Origin of the sequence: Marinobacterium arenosum (genome assembly GCF_019795155.1) — a bacterium.
In the GTDB taxonomy this organism is placed as follows: domain Bacteria; phylum Pseudomonadota; class Gammaproteobacteria; order Pseudomonadales; family Balneatricaceae; genus Marinobacterium_C; species Marinobacterium_C arenosum.
The window spans coordinates 1-13,978 of the sequence record NZ_JAILYN010000080.1 but is presented as its reverse complement, the minus strand read 5'-3'; the positions used below and the strand labels follow the sequence as shown (position 1 = coordinate 13,978).

General features: G+C 62.1%; 15 protein-coding genes. 5 read left to right on the top strand and 10 right to left on the bottom strand.

The genetic code is table 11. The features are described 5' to 3' along the window. Positions 1-272: 272 nt before the first annotated feature. Genes K6T12_RS20630 through K6T12_RS20620 form a run of 3 tightly spaced genes read right to left on the bottom strand, consistent with a single transcriptional unit; the run spans position 273 to position 2,226 of the window. Entirely contained in the window at positions 273-662 is a 390-nt protein-coding gene (locus tag K6T12_RS20630; protein WP_222224860.1) for a PilZ domain-containing protein, read from the bottom strand. After that, the gene (locus K6T12_RS20625) at positions 662-1,459 is read right to left on the bottom strand and encodes an OmpA/MotB family protein (RefSeq protein WP_222224859.1); all 798 of its coding nucleotides are present in this window, start codon (positions 1,457-1,459) and stop codon (positions 662-664) included. Before K6T12_RS20625 ends, K6T12_RS20630 begins: the two co-directional genes overlap by 1 nt. After that, a complete protein-coding gene (locus K6T12_RS20620) occupies positions 1,456-2,226 on the bottom strand; it encodes a motility protein A (protein ID WP_222224858.1) in 771 nt (256 codons plus the stop codon). Before K6T12_RS20620 ends, K6T12_RS20625 begins: the two co-directional genes overlap by 4 nt. An 84-nt stretch (positions 2,227-2,310) precedes the next feature. Here K6T12_RS20620 and K6T12_RS20615 point away from each other — a divergent pair, with 84 nt between their 5' ends. Beyond that, a complete protein-coding gene (locus K6T12_RS20615; RefSeq protein ID WP_222224857.1) occupies positions 2,311-3,177 on the top strand; it encodes a DUF72 domain-containing protein in 867 nt (288 codons plus the stop codon). 165 nt (positions 3,178-3,342) lie between these two features. Here K6T12_RS20615 and K6T12_RS21805 read toward each other — a convergent pair whose 3' ends face one another. After that, positions 3,343-3,789 (bottom strand): cold-shock protein, encoded by a 447-nt coding sequence (locus tag K6T12_RS21805; RefSeq protein ID WP_222224856.1) that lies wholly within the window; start codon positions 3,787-3,789, stop codon positions 3,343-3,345. Positions 3,790-3,972: 183 nt separating this feature from the next. Between K6T12_RS21805 and K6T12_RS20605 the strand changes: the two genes are divergently transcribed. Continuing rightward, on the top strand, positions 3,973-4,182 hold the full coding sequence (locus K6T12_RS20605) for a SlyX family protein (protein WP_222224855.1): 210 nt from the start codon (positions 3,973-3,975) through the stop codon (positions 4,180-4,182). A gap of 15 nt (positions 4,183-4,197) precedes the next feature. Next, positions 4,198-6,471 (top strand): 1-acyl-sn-glycerol-3-phosphate acyltransferase, encoded by a 2,274-nt coding sequence (locus K6T12_RS20600; protein ID WP_222224854.1) that lies wholly within the window; start codon positions 4,198-4,200, stop codon positions 6,469-6,471. Positions 6,472-6,757: 286 nt separating this feature from the next. On the opposite strand, the gene K6T12_RS20595 is transcribed toward K6T12_RS20600, so the two are convergent. From K6T12_RS20595 to mpl, 6 genes are all read right to left on the bottom strand, one after another. Further along, complete coding sequence (locus tag K6T12_RS20595; protein ID WP_222224853.1) at positions 6,758-7,561, bottom strand: class I SAM-dependent methyltransferase; 804 nt, start codon at positions 7,559-7,561, stop codon at positions 6,758-6,760. 31 nt (positions 7,562-7,592) lie between these two features. Beyond that, on the bottom strand, positions 7,593-7,886 hold the full coding sequence (locus K6T12_RS20590; RefSeq protein ID WP_222224852.1) for a hypothetical protein: 294 nt from the start codon (positions 7,884-7,886) through the stop codon (positions 7,593-7,595). 62 nt (positions 7,887-7,948) lie between these two features. Next, entirely contained in the window at positions 7,949-8,749 is an 801-nt protein-coding gene (locus K6T12_RS20585; RefSeq protein ID WP_222224851.1) for an undecaprenyl-diphosphate phosphatase, read from the bottom strand. A 1-nt stretch (position 8,750) separates the two neighbouring features. After that, positions 8,751-9,434, bottom strand: coding sequence for a tRNA (adenosine(37)-N6)-threonylcarbamoyltransferase complex dimerization subunit type 1 TsaB (gene tsaB / locus K6T12_RS20580; protein WP_222224850.1), 684 nt, complete (start codon positions 9,432-9,434; stop codon positions 8,751-8,753). 76 nt (positions 9,435-9,510) lie between these two features. Continuing rightward, positions 9,511-10,158 (bottom strand): flavin prenyltransferase UbiX, encoded by a 648-nt coding sequence (locus K6T12_RS20575; RefSeq protein ID WP_222224849.1) that lies wholly within the window; start codon positions 10,156-10,158, stop codon positions 9,511-9,513. Continuing rightward, positions 10,158-11,528 carry a UDP-N-acetylmuramate:L-alanyl-gamma-D-glutamyl-meso-diaminopimelate ligase gene (gene mpl, locus K6T12_RS20570; protein WP_222224848.1) on the bottom strand — a complete coding sequence of 457 codons (1,371 nt, stop codon included), beginning with the start codon at positions 11,526-11,528 and terminating at the stop codon, positions 10,158-10,160. Before mpl ends, K6T12_RS20575 begins: the two co-directional genes overlap by 1 nt. A gap of 236 nt (positions 11,529-11,764) precedes the next feature. On the opposite strand from mpl, the gene K6T12_RS20565 reads away from it, so the two are divergent. Beyond that, positions 11,765-12,772, top strand: a complete 1,008-nt coding sequence (locus K6T12_RS20565) for a class 1 fructose-bisphosphatase (RefSeq protein ID WP_222224847.1) — start codon at positions 11,765-11,767, stop codon at positions 12,770-12,772. 135 nt (positions 12,773-12,907) lie between these two features. After that, entirely contained in the window at positions 12,908-13,444 is a 537-nt protein-coding gene (ppa, locus tag K6T12_RS20560) for an inorganic diphosphatase (protein ID WP_222224846.1), read from the top strand. Positions 13,445-13,978: the final 534 nt, after the last annotated feature.

Below are 13,978 nucleotides of genomic sequence, written 5' to 3'. Positions count from 1 at the left end.
AACAACGCCTCAATTTGAGGCCAAGAAAATGTCTTGGCTACAAGCAGCCTCAGAAGGTATTTGATGACTATCTGAGAGCTGCTTGAAACGGGGAGTGTTGCACTTCGGAGTTGAATTCGCGAAGCCCTAAGACAAAAATCAGCATCCCGCATTTGTTACAGCGAATTCTATCTAAAAAAGTTGCTTCTATTCAAAAGAACAGTTCAATAAAGCGAACAATATAGCCATCTACTGTCCGATATACACGCAGAGCCTGGCACTGTCGCCCGCCTTTATTCCGTGGTGCTTTCCTGCTGCCGCTTAAGCTTCTCTCGACGTATATGCAGCTTCTGCAGCCCCAGCACCAGCTTCGACATCAGTCGCATGTCCTGGGCCGACATATCGACGAATTCGGCCCGGTAGCACCGAGGATCGCCATTGATGATCTGCACCTGCAACTTCAAGGTATAGACCTGATCAATCTTGAACTTCAGCACACCCGGGATCGCTTTGTGCGCGATCGGTTCAGCAACAGAGAAGGCAATCCCCGACTCGGACAGGTTGATGATGGTCGCCTTCTGGCGACCGGCGGCAAACCGCACCGGATCCTTGGCGGTCATTTCAACGCGCACGGCGCGCCGCTGGTTCTGTTCCAACTCTTCAGGAATGATGATCGAGGCCATTATTCCACCTGATACTCCAAAACAAACTCGATTCGACGGTTACGGGCCCGGTTTTTGGCACTGTCATTCGGTTCCACCGGCAGCGAATCGCCGTAGCCGGTGGCGGTCAGCCGTTCCGGATCCAGCCCGCCACGCATGAAGTAACGCAACACCGTAGTAGCGCGTACCGCCGACAGCTCCCAGTTGGACGGAAACTGTGCCGTCTCTATCGGTATATCGTCCGTATGGCCCTGAATATTAACCTTATATTGCGGATTGCGCCGCAAAGTATTTACCACCACATCGAGCAGCGGCATCATCCGCCGGTCGAACTGCGCCGAGCCGGATTCGAACAGCGCAGAGCCATCGATCCGCAGCCGCAGCTTACCGTCCTTCGGATCGGCGATCTCCACCGCGTCGCTGAGACTGAGCATCTCGAATGACTGCTCCAGCTCCTGGCTCATCGGTGTCCAGTCATGCTGCAGTTTAAGTAACTGACGGCGTGCCTCGGCATCATTCGGCTTGGCACCGTCATCCAGTGAATACTGGGTGGCCGGCAACACCTCCTCGGTCAATTCCTGCGGAATCTTCGGCGTCGGCGCCTGGGCGTCCAGCTCGATCAGGCTGTTGCTGCCTGGCGCACTGTCCAGCGCCAGGGTCAGCGAGCGGACCGCCTCTTCAAAGCGTTCTTGCTTCAACGACGACATCGAGAACAACAGCACGAAAAACACCAGCAGCAGCGTCATCAGATCGGCGAAGGTCGCCAGCCAGTTCGGCGACTCGTCCTCGTCGATCATCTGATTGCGTTTGCTGCTCATCCGGGCTTACCAATCGCTATCTGCTTACGCTGTGCCTCCGGAATATAGGAGGAGAGCTGTTCGTAGACGTGCATGTAGTGATCGTTGGTCAGGATGCTGATGCAGCCCTCACGGATGATCTCAAGATTGGTCACCTCGGACAGGGTTCGCGCCTTCAGCTTGCCGGCAATCGGCACGAACACCATGGTGGACAGCATTGAACCATAAAAGGTAGTCAGCAGCGCTACCGCCATCGCCGGCCCGATCGCATTCGGGTTATCCAGCTGGCTGAGCATCTGGATCAGGCCGATCAGGGTGCCGAGCATGCCGAACGCCGGCGCGAAGGCGCCCATCTTGCGGAACACATCCTGTACCGCGTGGTGGCGGGAGATCAACGAGTCGATCTCGTTCTGCAGGGTATTGCGGATCACCTGTTCGGACGCGGCCTCGGCCAGCAGGTCGCAGGCCCGCTGCAGCACATGGGAATCGCTCTGCACCTCGCTGAGCTTGAGCAGGCCGTGGCGGTGGCTGACCCGGCTCAGCTCCAGCATGGTGTCGATCATCTCCTGGGGATTGGTCTTATCGCTGGTAAAGACGATAAAGGCCCCCTTGAAGGCGTTGAGCACATCCTTGAACTGGACCGTCAGCAAGGTGGCCGCCGTGGTACCACCGAACACGATCATCATGCCGGGCACATTGACAAAGACATCAGCATTTCCGCCAATCAATATGGCGGACACAATCAGAGCGAGGCCGGAGATAATCCCGAGCAGGGAAGCGAAATCCATGTGTTAAGCTCTTTCTCTTGGCAATAGGGCCATCATAACCGTTACCCGCGACAAGCCCATAATTTTTAGTAACAGAGCCCGAGGATGCAGGCGAACCCACATTACCATGTCGGCCTTCCACAATGGAACCATCCCCACTGGCAGCAGGGTCCCTTCGCCGCTGCACCGGGCCACAGCCCGCTGACCGGTTATGCCAGCTATTTCAGCTCGGTGGAGGGCAACACCACCTTCTACGGCCTACCCAGTGCCGACAACGTGGCCCGCTGGGCGGAGCAGGTGCCGGAAAGCTTTCGCTTCTGTTTCAAGCTGCCGCAACAGGTGACCCATATTCAGGCGTTGCGCCACGGCGACCAGCCGATGCGGGAATTTTTCGACCGGCTGAACCCGTTGCAGTCACGTACCGGTCTGCTCTGCATCCAGTTGCCGGCCAGCTTCGGCCCGGACCAGCTCGACACCCTCGCCGCCTTCCTGCAGCAACTGCCGCAGGACTGGCAGTACAGCGTCGAGGTACGTCATCCGGCTTTTTTCGATAAATCCGAGCATGAGCGCCGTTTCAACCGTCTGCTGCTGGAACAGCGGGTCAATCGTACCCTGTTCGATACCCGCGCGTTGTTCGCCCATCCGGCCGAAGATCCGGTTACCCGGGAAGCCTGGCAGCAGAAACCGCGTCTGCCGCTGCATGTGATCGCCACCGGCCAGCGGCCGATGTTGCGCTTTATCAGCCCGCTGCAGTGGCCACTGGCTGACGCCTGGCTGGCCCCCTGGCTGCAGAAAGTGGCCGACTGGATCGATCAGGGCCGTACCCCGTTCCTGTTCTTCCACACGCCGGACAACGCCGAAGCACCCGAGCTGGCCCGTTATTTTGTCGATAAATTGGCAGAACGGCGGCCAGATCTGATCGGCCCCGGCGAATGGCCACAGCCGGCCCAGCAACAGCCGTCGCTTTTTTGACCGTTGATAATTAACAGTGTTGAGTGTGAGTGTGAGTGTTGAGTAGCGGATGGTGATGGTAAAGACAGGAAGCGGGATTGGCTTGCTGTTTACGGTGAACTGTAAACTCCAATCTGAAAAGATAACGGCGGGGCGTTTGGCCCCGCCGGGTGACGCAAAAATCGATCAGGAGCGCATCACGGAAACGTCTTCGGCCTGCAACCCCTTGTCGCCCTGACGGACGTTGAAGCGCACCTTCTGGCCTTCCGACAGCGAACGGTGACCGCGGCCACGGATATTGCGGAAGTGAACGAACACATCCTCGCCATTCTCACGGGTGATAAAACCGAACCCCTTGGAGACATTGAACCACTTGACGATACCCTCCTCGCGGTCGTCGTCCTGATCATCCACGTCCTGCTCCGCAGCCACACCGGAAGAAGCCTTTTGAACAGCGGCCTGTTGTCCCCCCATCGATGCCAGCAGGCAGCTGGCCATCACCACTACAAAGGAGACCGCGATAACCGGCACACTCAGCGGAACTTCCACGCCAAGCGCCCCCATCAGAACCGGCAGAATTACGGCTGCCACCGCACTTATCACTACACTTTTAATCAACTGATTACTACTCATCTAATTATTCTCTTTACTTGTAATCGTTTCCCTTTACACATTCCGAGCCTGCACCGGAATCAAGCGAGCACATATAACTAATTTTGCTCAACCATTCAATAGGTTAACACTTTATGGAATAGTTTTAATCCGTTCTGTTCTTATCTATTCTGACTTGTGACAACGACTGGAGTACCGAACAAGATGTCAGATATGGACCGTATGGCCGAAATGGAAACCCGCATCGCCTTTCAGGAGGATGCCATCGACAAGCTCAGCGACATCGTCGCCCGCCAGGAGCGGGAGCTCGCCCAGCTGACCGAGATGGTCAAACTGCTGAACCGGCAGCTGAAGCAGCTGGACCTGTCGCACCAGCGTCAGCCGTCCGACGAGCCTCCCCCGCCGCACTACTGATCGGGACCCGCCAAGATGCTGCATTGGAGCCTCCAGCAATTGCTGCGACTGCTGGTTCGTCCCCAGATAGTTGGCCGGGCGCAGCTGCGCCCGGCCAACAGTACCCGCTACTACCTGCTGGAGCATGCGCGCAGCGAACATCGGCTGCTGCTGACCCGGTTACTGCAACAACAGGGCATTTCGCTTCACCCCGAACAACTGCTGTACGCCAACAGCGGCGGCCTGGCGCCACTGCGCGAACACCTGCTGCCGCTGATCCGACGCCAGCAGCAATCACCCGAGCAGCCGATCGAAATCGTACCGGTGGTGATCTACCACGGTCGGCTGCCCAGCAAGCCGCCGCGCGGCTTCAAATGGTTCTATCGCGAATCCTGGCAGCCGCCGGACCGCCTGTCGCGCCTGCTACAACTGCTGGTGCACGGCCGAGACACCCTGATCCAGTTCGACCAGCCACTGCGACTGCCCGACCTGGCGCCACTGGACGACACCACCGGCTGCGCCCGCAAGGCGGCGCGAATTCTGAAAACCCACTTCCAGTTGCGCCGCAAGGCGGCAATCGGACCGGACCTGTCGCACCGCCGCACGCTGATCGAGTTGGTGATCCGCCACCCGGAGGTACAGGCCGAGCTCGACCGACAACAACGGGAGAGCGGCCAGAGCCGGTTGTCGTTAGAGCAGCAGAGCCGACAGACGCTGATGCAGATCGCCGCCAACTTCAATCCGCATACCGCCCGTGCGCTCGGCTGGCTGCTGGACTGGCTCTGGCCACGGCTGTACAGCCGCATCCATGTTTGCGGGATCGAGCCGGTACAGCAACGGGCATTGAACCACCAGCTGGTCTACCTACCCTGCCACCGCAGCCATCTGGACTACGTCCTGCTCTCCTGGGCCCTGCACCGGCACGGCCTGATGCTGCCCCATATCGCCGCCGGCGAAAACCTGAACCTGCCGATCATCGGCCGGATCCTGAAACAGGGCGGCGCCATCTTCATGCGCCGGCGCTTCCAGGGCGACCGACTCTACTACGCGCTCTACAAAGCCTACCTGGCCCAGATGAGCCACCGCGGCCATGCGCTGGAGTACTTTATCGAGGGCGGCCGCAGCCGCACCGGCCGGCTGCTGCCGCCGAAGACCGGCCTGCTGTCGATGACCCTGGACAGCTATCGCAGCGATCCGGGCCAACCGGTGGCACTGGTGCCGGTCTGGATCGGCTACGACCGGCTGCCGGAGAGCAGCAGCTACAGCCGTGAGCTGGCCGGTGAAGGTAAGACGCCGGAAAGCCTGCGCAGCGCCCTGGGCGCGCTCAAGCGACTGCGCCAGCGTTATGGCGAGGTGGTGTTGAGTTTCGGTGAGCCGTTACCGCTGGCTGAACTGCCGGCCGAGCAGTCGTTGAGCGAGGTCACCGGACAGGTCGCCCAGCAGGTGATGTGCCGTATCAACAGCGCCGCCCTGCCGACCCGCAGCGCCTTGCTGGCGACCGTATTGCTCGGCTGGAGCGGCGAGCCGCTGGACAGCAGTCGCACCGGCGAACTGCTGCGCCAGCTGAACCAGCTGCTGGAACGGGGCGGAATACCGGTGCCGACCGGGTTGCCCTCGGCCTGGCTGATGGAGTTCTGGCAGATCGGGCTGATCGGCCTGCGGCACAACCGGATCGAACTGCAGCAATCACAGCGCCTTGAACTGGGTTTCTACCGCAACCAGCTGCTGCATCAGTTGATTCTGCCCGGCCTCTGGCTGCTGCTGGCACAACGACTCGGCCCACTGCCCTCGCAGACGGTCAACCGGATCATCCACCGGCTCTATCCCTACCTGCAGGCCGAGCTGTTCCTGCCGGACAGCAGCGAGCTGACCGCACAGCTGCGCCGGTGGCGCGATTCGCTGGCGGCCCAAGGCTTGATCGAACAGCGGGACAAGCGCTGGCAGTGCCTGGAGACACCGCTGGCGGCATTGCTCTGCCGCACCGTGGAACCGGTACTGGCGCGCTACTACCTGATGCTGCGCCTGCTGGCACGCTACCGCACTATCGACCGCCAGGAACTGATCGAAGAGAGCCGCCAACGTGCTCTGGAGCTACACCGGCTGTTCGGCTTTCGTTCGCCGGAATATGGTGCCCGCGAGCTTTACAGCGGGTTTATCGACAGCCTGATCCAGCAGCGGATCATCCGGGCCGACGACCAGCAACTGGCGTGCCAGCGGGACCCGACAGCGATGCTGCGCCAGGCGGAGAAGGTGCTGCTGCCGCAGCTGAAAGCGGAACTCGACCGGCAGTTGAACGAGAAGCAGGGCTGACTATCTTCACCGGCCATCGGTCGCCCGCGGAGCGGGCTGCGACGGAATTATTGCGTGGGCACAAAAAACATGGCCACCCTATTTGGCTTCACCGGTTAGCTGTCGCCCACAGAGTGGGCTGCTACAAAGCGCAATGCTTCGTAGCAGCGGGCTCTGACCGCGACCTGTGGCGACTCCGTCGGTACCATGACCGGTCGCCCTCGGAGCGGGCTGCTACGGGGCTGTGCCCTGTAGGCCCGGCCGGCCAAACGCCGGCAGGCGTTTTATTGGCGCCCCGGGTGGCGCCCTACGAACCGAGTTCCAGCTTCTTCTTGGTGTAAATATCGTAGCGGGTGGATTTGCCGATCAACTGGTAGCTCCAGGGCCGGCCTTCGATGGCCGGGGCCTTGCGCGGCCGCTTGACCACCAGCCGGTATTCGGCGACCGGCCAGGCCGCTTCCAGCAATGGGGCGTCGTCACTGTCTTCACCGACCACCGCCTGGAACAGGCTCATCTCCTTCTTCACCAGCGCCGACTTGTCGCTGTGCGGGAACATCGGGTCCAGGTAGAGCACCTGCTGGCTGTCCGGTTCGGCCCGGCTCAGCCAGTCGATGCTGTCGGCCGGCAGCAGCCGCATCCGAGCCACGATATCCGCCACCTCCGGGTCATCGGCGGCTCGCGCCAGGCCGTCGGCCAGCAGCGCGTGAATCAACGGCGAACGCTCCAGCAGGGTCACCTCGCAGCCCAGCGTGGCCAGCACGAAGGCATCACGGCCGAGGCCGGCGGTCAAATCCAGCACCTGCGGCCGGACGCCACCCTTGATACCGACCGCCTTAGCGATCATCTGGCCGCTGCCGCCGCCATATTTGCGCCGGTGCGCGGCCGCGCCGGTGACGAAATCCACCCACACCGGGCCGGGACGGCGCTTGCGGGCGGTCTGCTGCAGCTGCAGCCCCTGTTCGCTGTATTGCAGCAGTGCGGCGCAGGATTCGTCGGCGGGGTCGGCCTCGGCAACGAACGGCAGTCCGAGCTGCGCCGCCAGCATCTCGGCTTCGGCCAGACGGCGGCTATCGGTGGCGGTGACCACCACGGGGGCTGTGATTGTTCGCATCGGGCTATTCGAGAAAGAATTAAAGAAAGAATTAAACGTAGAGATCGATATGGGCGAGTTCGCCGCCCTGCCGGGAACCGCTTTGATATCCGGCATTATCCAGGTAGGTAAACAGTGCCCGTTGGCTGCTGAACGGTACGGTCTCGCTCAGCTGGTCGGCAAAACCTTCGTGGCGCCGCCATTGGGTCTGTTCGCTGCGGCGCGGCTGCATCCGCTCCACCAGCAGCCGTTCCGGCTGTGGTCGTTCGCTGCGCGACGCCTTGGCAACAGACCTCAGCGGCGCGCTGGCGGGAAGTTGGGATAAGCGGTGCGATCCGATCTGCATGGCCGGCCGGGCTTCACTTCTTTAAGGTCGATAACAGAAGTTTAACCCCGCCGGTCATCCATTCATAGGCTGAAATACAGCCCCAGCAGCAGCACGCCCAGCAACAACCGGTAGATCACGAACGGCTTCATGCCGATCCGGTCCAGCCAGCGCAGGAACAGATGGATGCAGGCGAAGGCACTGACCGCCGCCACCGCCGTGCCGCCGGCCACCATATGCAGGTAGTTGTCGCTGCCGGTATCGGCCAACTCGAGTCCCTTGTAGAGCGCCGCACCCATGATCACCGGTACCGACAGCAGGAACGAGAATCGCGCTGCCGCCTGCCGGTCGAAACCCAGCAGCAGCGCCGCGGTGATGGTCACGCCGGAACGCGAGGTGCCCGGTATCAGCGCCAGTGCCTGGGAGATGCCGATCAGCAGGCCGTCCCGCCAACCCAGCGCGGCCAGGTCGCGCCTTTCGCTACGCTGCTCGTCGGCCCACCAGAGCAGTGCGCCGAAGATCAAGGTGGTGGCGGCGATCACCAGCACCGAGCGGGTGTAGTGGTCGATCAGCTCGGCGCCCAGGTAGCCGGCGACGATCGCCGGCAGGGTCGCCAGCACCACCAGCCAGGCCAGCCGGGTCTGCTCGCCGGGACGGCCGACCAGGCTGCCGAAGCCGTCGCGGGCCAGCTGCAGCAGCTCTCGGCGGAAATAGGCGACCACCGCCAGCAGGGTCCCCAAGTGCACACCGACATCAAACGCCAGCCCCTGATCGGGCCAGTTCAGCAGCTGCGCCGGCAGGATCAGGTGGGCGGAGCTGGATATCGGCAGGAACTCGGTCAGCCCCTGAATCAATGCCAGCGAGATGACCTGCAGCCAATCCATATTACTGCTGATCCTTCTTCTTCCAGGCCACCTCATCGCGCAGGTAGACCGGCATCGCCTGGTCGGCGGCCACCGCCCGACCGGCCTGCCAATCAGCCAACGCGATCGGCAGCATGGCGGCGGCGGACGGGTATAGCTCCTGTTCCACGCCGGCCAGGCTGCCGCGCACCGCGTCGCTCATCGATTCCAGATAGTGCCAGCCCTTGCCGACCGCCTGCCAGTTGCCTTCCGGCAACGTCAATTCGGCCGGAGAGCAGACCCGCTCGGCCATCAGCTCGACCGGCAGGCCGTTGTCGAACCGGTACGCGCAGGCGTAAATCTCATCCATCCGCGCATCCAGCGCCGCGGTGACCCGCCCGGCGCCCTGCTGTTGATGGGCCTGCAAGGCCATCGCCGCCAGCGTGGAGATCGGCAGCAGCGGCAGCCCGGCGGCAAAGGCCAGCCCCTGGGCGGTGCCGGTGGCGATCCGGATACCGGCAAAGGAGCCCGGCCCGCGGCCGAAGGCGATCGCATCGAGATCGGCGACCTTGAGTCCGGCACCGGCCAGCAGGTCACTGACCATCGGCAGCAACAGCTGGGTGTGCTGGCGCGGAACTACGCGGAAATCTTCGCGCACCTCGCCATCCAGCAGGAGGGCGACGGAGCAGGCATCGGTGGAGGTATCCAGGGCAAGAATCTTGGCCATTTTTTTCAATATCAACTCTTACTTCAAGCGGACGAAGTTTAACTTCCTCCGGTTACAAATTCCGTACGGCGCGGGTTCAGCTTTGCGCCGGCCCCTGCAGCAATTGATCGCCCCAGCGCGGCAGCAGATCCTGCGGGATATCCAGCTGGTTCAAGATACGGGCGACGATAAAATCGACCATCTCCTCGACCGTCTGCGGCCGCTGGTAGAAGCCCGGGCTGGCCGGGATCACCACCGCGCCCATCCGGGTCAGCTTCAGCATATGCTCCAGGTGGATCTCCGAGTACGGCGCTTCGCGCGGTACCAGGATCAGCTGGCGGCGTTCCTTCAGCGCCACGTCGGCAGCCCGCTCGATCAGGTTGTTGCTGGCGCCGGTGGCGATTGCCGACAGGCTGCCGGTGCTGCACGGACAGACCACCATTTTACTGGGCGCTCCTGAACCGGAAGCGACCGGTGCCATCCACTGCTCGCGACCAAACACCTTCAGCTGGCCCGGCTCGGCATTGTAATAGCCGGTCAGGAAACGCTCCTGCTCGGCGGCCTGGCCGGGCAACTGCAGATCGGTTTCGGTGGCGATCACCACCTGGGCGGCGCGCGACACCATCAGCAATACCTGCTTGTCGGCGGCCAGCAAGCACTGGATCAGCCGCAGGCCGTACTGCACGCCGCTGGCGCCGGTGATTGCGACGGTGACCGCCTCGCGTTTCTGCTCGGTCGCCGCCATCAGCCGCGCTCCTGTTGCAATGCGGTCAGCAAGCGACCGTGAATGCCCTCGAAGCCGCCGTTGCTCATGATCACCACATGGCTGCCCGGCCGCGCCTCACGCACCAGTGTTTCGATCAGCGTGTCAGTATCGCGGCTCACCTCGGCCGGCACCGGGCTGTCGGCGATCACCGTGTCCAGCGACCAGTCCAGCCCGGCCGGCTGGTACCAGAACACCCGGTCGGCGTCGCCACTGCTGGCGGCCAGTCGACCCTGGTGGCTGCCGAGGCGCATGGTGTTGGAACGTGGCTCGATCACCGCGATCAGCGGCGCGTCACCAACCTGCTTGCGCAGCCCCTGCAGGGTGGTTTCGATGGCGGTCGGGTGGTGGGCGAAATCATCATATACCGACACCCCGTCCACCGTGCCGAGCAGCTCCATGCGGCGCTTGACGCCGGCGAAGCAGTTCAACGCCTCGATCGCATGTTCCGGCCGCACGCCGACGTTACGCGCCGCCACCAACGCCGCCAAGCCGTTGTTGACGCTGTGCCGGCCGGTCATCGACCAGTCCACCACGCCCTGCGATTCGCCATTGTGCAGCACCTCGAAACGGCTGCCGTCCTCGCTCAGCAGCCGTGCCTGCCACTCGGCCTGATCCCCCGCGAAGCCGGTACGCACCACCGGTGTCCAGCTGCCCATCGCCAGCACGTCGTCGAGCGCCGGCTGGCCCTGCGGCACGATCACCTGGCCATTGGCCGGCACGATCCGCATCAGGTGGTGGAACTGGCGCTGTATCGCCGCCAGGTCGTCAAAGATATCGGCGTGGTCGAACTCCAGGTTATTGAGCACCAGAGTACGTGGGTGGTAATGGACAAACTTGGAACGCTTGTCGAAGAACGCGGTATCGTACTCGTCCGCCTCGATCACGAAGAACGGCGAGTCACCGAGCCGCGCCGAGGCGTCAAAATTGTTCGGCACCCCGCCGATCAGGAAGCCGGGCTTCATATCGGCCTGTTCCAGAATCCAGGCCAGCATGGTGGCGGTGGTGGTCTTGCCGTGGGTGCCGGCCACCGCCAGCACCCAGCGCTCGCGCAGCAGGTGCTCCGACAGCCACTGCGGGCCGGAAGTGTAGCGCAGCCCTTTGTCCAACACATATTCGACCGCCGGGTTGCCGCGGCTCATCGCATTGCCGACGATCACCAGGTCCGGTTCCGGCTGCAGGTGGGCCGGATCGTAGCCCTCCATCAACTCGATTCCCTGCGCTTCCAGCTGGGTACTCATCGGCGGATAGACATTGGCGTCGGAGCCGGTCACCCGGTAGCCGAGTTGCTTAGCCAGAATCGCCAGCGATCCCATGAAGGTTCCGCAGATCCCGAGGATATGAATGTGCACGTATGAAGGCTCCTGAACCGGCATAAAAACTGTGCGACATAATAACAGTTTCCGCCCTCAGGCGGACATCGTACATGCAGGCTTGGCCGAATCGAAGCGATCGCTCAACCAAATATCAGTCAGTTAGCCTCCAGTCCGCTAAAATACTGCATTAGGCCATGCATAAAGGCGCCCGTTCGCGTAGAATTTGCACCTCCTTTTCAACCCTAAGCAAGAGCCCGAGAGATCATTCCCGAATGGACCTTCTGCTTCTCAACCAGTTCCTGAAACACCACGACACCGACGGCGAGCTGATCGAGGTAATCGACACCTTGATGATCGCCTGCAAAGAGATCGCTGTGCAGCTGCGCGAAGGCGCGCTGGCAGGCGTCCTGGGCAGCACAGACAACACCAATGTGCAGGGCGAAACCCAGAAGAAAATGGACGTCATTGCCAACGATGTGCTGAAAAAGGTACTGCACACCAATCCGCTGGTGCGAGGCATGGCGTCTGAAGAGGAAGACGATCCGGTCGCGGCGAACGAGCAGGGCCGCTTCCTGGTCACCTTCGACCCGCTGGACGGCTCCTCCAACATCGATATCAACGTATCGGTAGGCACCATCTTCTCCATTCTGGAAGCACCGCAAGGCACCAAGGGCTGCGAAGAATCCGCTTACCTGCAGTCGGGCCGCAAGCAAGTCGCCGCCGGCTACGTGCTGTACGGCCCGTCCGCCACCCTGGTGCTGACCACCGGTGCCGGCGTCAACTTCTTCACCCTGGCACACACCGGCGACTTCATCCTGACCCGCGAAAACGTCCAGGTTCCGCCGGAAACCAAAGAGTTCGCCATCAACATGTCCAACCAGCGCCACTGGGAACCGGCCATGCAGCGCTATGTCGATGACCTGCTGCTGGGCAAGGACGGTCCGCGCGGCAAGGACTACAACATGCGCTGGATCGCCTCGATGGTGGCCGAAGTGCATCGCGTACTGACCCGTGGCGGCCTGTTCACCTACCCCTGGGACAAGCGCGCGCCGAACAAGCCGGGCAAACTGCGGCTGATGTACGAAGGCAACCCGATGAGCATGCTGATCGAACAGGCCGGCGGCCTGTCCACCACCTGCTACGGCGACATCATGGATGTCGAGCCGACCGAGATTCACCAGCGGGTGGCGGTGGCATTGGGCTCGCGCCAGGAAGTGGAAGCACTGCAGGAATACCACCGCGACAGCGCCGACGGCAATGCCGCCCAGCTGAACCGCTGAGTCCGGCGCAAGTTTCCGGCCCGAAGGGCGCGACTGCCGCGTCCGAACAGCTTTAGTCGTATTCAACCTTCGGGGCTGCGACAGCTATAATCGGGCCTTTCCCCAGTTCTGATAATCGGTATACAGGAACCAAGCATGAGCTTTTCTAAAGTACCTGCGGGCAAAGACCTGCCGAACGATATCTACGTCTTGATCGAAATCCCGGCGGAAAGCTCGCCGGTCAAATACGAGATCGAAAAGGAAGAAGACGCGCTGTTCGTTGACCGTTTCATGGCGGCGCCGATGTTCTACCCGGCCAACTACGGCTACATCAACAACACCCTGGCCGACGACGGCGACGCGTTGGACGTACTGGTGGTCACACCGTATCCGGTGGTACCGGGCTCCGTGATCCGCTGCCGTCCGGTCGGCATCCTGAACATGACCGACGAAGCCGGCGAAGACGCCAAGCTGGTTGCGGTACCGCACGACAAGCTGACCAAAGCCTACAAAGACGTGCAGGACGTTGAAGACCTGCCGCAGCTGCTGCGCGACCGCATCAAGCACTTCTTCGAGAACTACAAGGGTCTGGAAGAAGGCAAGTGGGTCAAGGTGGAAGGCTGGGACAACGCCGATGCTGCCCGCAAGGCGATCGTCGACGCCGCCGCCGCGTACGAAGCTGCCAACAAGTAAGCTTCCAACGCCCCGCACGTTTGTCGACATCATCGATGTCGAAGATGTTGAAGATGTTGAAATAGCCGCCCCGCCCGGGCGGCTTTTTTGTTTATTGGTTCACGGTCGGTACCCGCTGCTACCACGCCCCTGTCGTAGCAGCCCGCTCCGAGGGCGACCGGAACTCTGGCACCGATCCCGATATCTGTCGCGGTCGGAGCCCGCTGCTACCACGCCCCTGTCGTAGCAGCCCGCTCCGAGGGCGGCCGGAACTCTGGCACCGATCCCGATATCTGTCGCGGTCGGAGCCCGCTGCTACAAAGCCCTCAGCCTAGCAGCCCGCTCCGAGGGCGGCCGGAACTCTGGCACCGATCCCGATATCCGTCGCGGTCGGAGCCCGCTGCTACAAAGCCCTCAGCCTAGCAGCCCGCTCCGAGGGCGGCCGGAACTCTGGCACCGATCCCGATATCTGTCGCGGTCGGAGCCCGCTGCTACCACGCCCCTGTCGTAGCAACCCGCTCCGAGGGCGACCGGAACCCTGGCTCCGATCCAGGT

Bases quoted from the DNA above. Each gene is read 5' to 3' on its own strand.
- K6T12_RS20630 (WP_222224860.1), bottom strand. From the start codon at position 662: ATGGCCTCGATCATCATTCCTGAAGAGTTGGAACAGAACCAGCGGCGC.
- K6T12_RS20625 (WP_222224859.1), bottom strand. From the start codon at position 1,459: ATGAGCAGCAAACGCAATCAGATGATCGACGAGGACGAGTCGCCGAAC.
- K6T12_RS20620 (WP_222224858.1), bottom strand. From the start codon at position 2,226: ATGGATTTCGCTTCCCTGCTCGGGATTATCTCCGGCCTCGCTCTGATT.
- K6T12_RS20615 (WP_222224857.1), top strand. From the start codon at position 2,311: ATGCAGGCGAACCCACATTACCATGTCGGCCTTCCACAATGGAACCAT.
- K6T12_RS21805 (WP_222224856.1), bottom strand. From the start codon at position 3,789: ATGAGTAGTAATCAGTTGATTAAAAGTGTAGTGATAAGTGCGGTGGCA.
- K6T12_RS20605 (WP_222224855.1), top strand. From the start codon at position 3,973: ATGTCAGATATGGACCGTATGGCCGAAATGGAAACCCGCATCGCCTTT.
- K6T12_RS20600 (WP_222224854.1), top strand. From the start codon at position 4,198: ATGCTGCATTGGAGCCTCCAGCAATTGCTGCGACTGCTGGTTCGTCCC.
- K6T12_RS20595 (WP_222224853.1), bottom strand. From the start codon at position 7,561: ATGCGAACAATCACAGCCCCCGTGGTGGTCACCGCCACCGATAGCCGC.
- K6T12_RS20590 (WP_222224852.1), bottom strand. From the start codon at position 7,886: ATGCAGATCGGATCGCACCGCTTATCCCAACTTCCCGCCAGCGCGCCG.
- K6T12_RS20585 (WP_222224851.1), bottom strand. From the start codon at position 8,749: ATGGATTGGCTGCAGGTCATCTCGCTGGCATTGATTCAGGGGCTGACC.
- tsaB (WP_222224850.1), bottom strand. From the start codon at position 9,434: ATGGCCAAGATTCTTGCCCTGGATACCTCCACCGATGCCTGCTCCGTC.
- K6T12_RS20575 (WP_222224849.1), bottom strand. From the start codon at position 10,158: ATGGCGGCGACCGAGCAGAAACGCGAGGCGGTCACCGTCGCAATCACC.
- K6T12_RS20565 (WP_222224847.1), top strand. From the start codon at position 11,765: ATGGACCTTCTGCTTCTCAACCAGTTCCTGAAACACCACGACACCGAC.
- ppa (WP_222224846.1), top strand. From the start codon at position 12,908: ATGAGCTTTTCTAAAGTACCTGCGGGCAAAGACCTGCCGAACGATATC.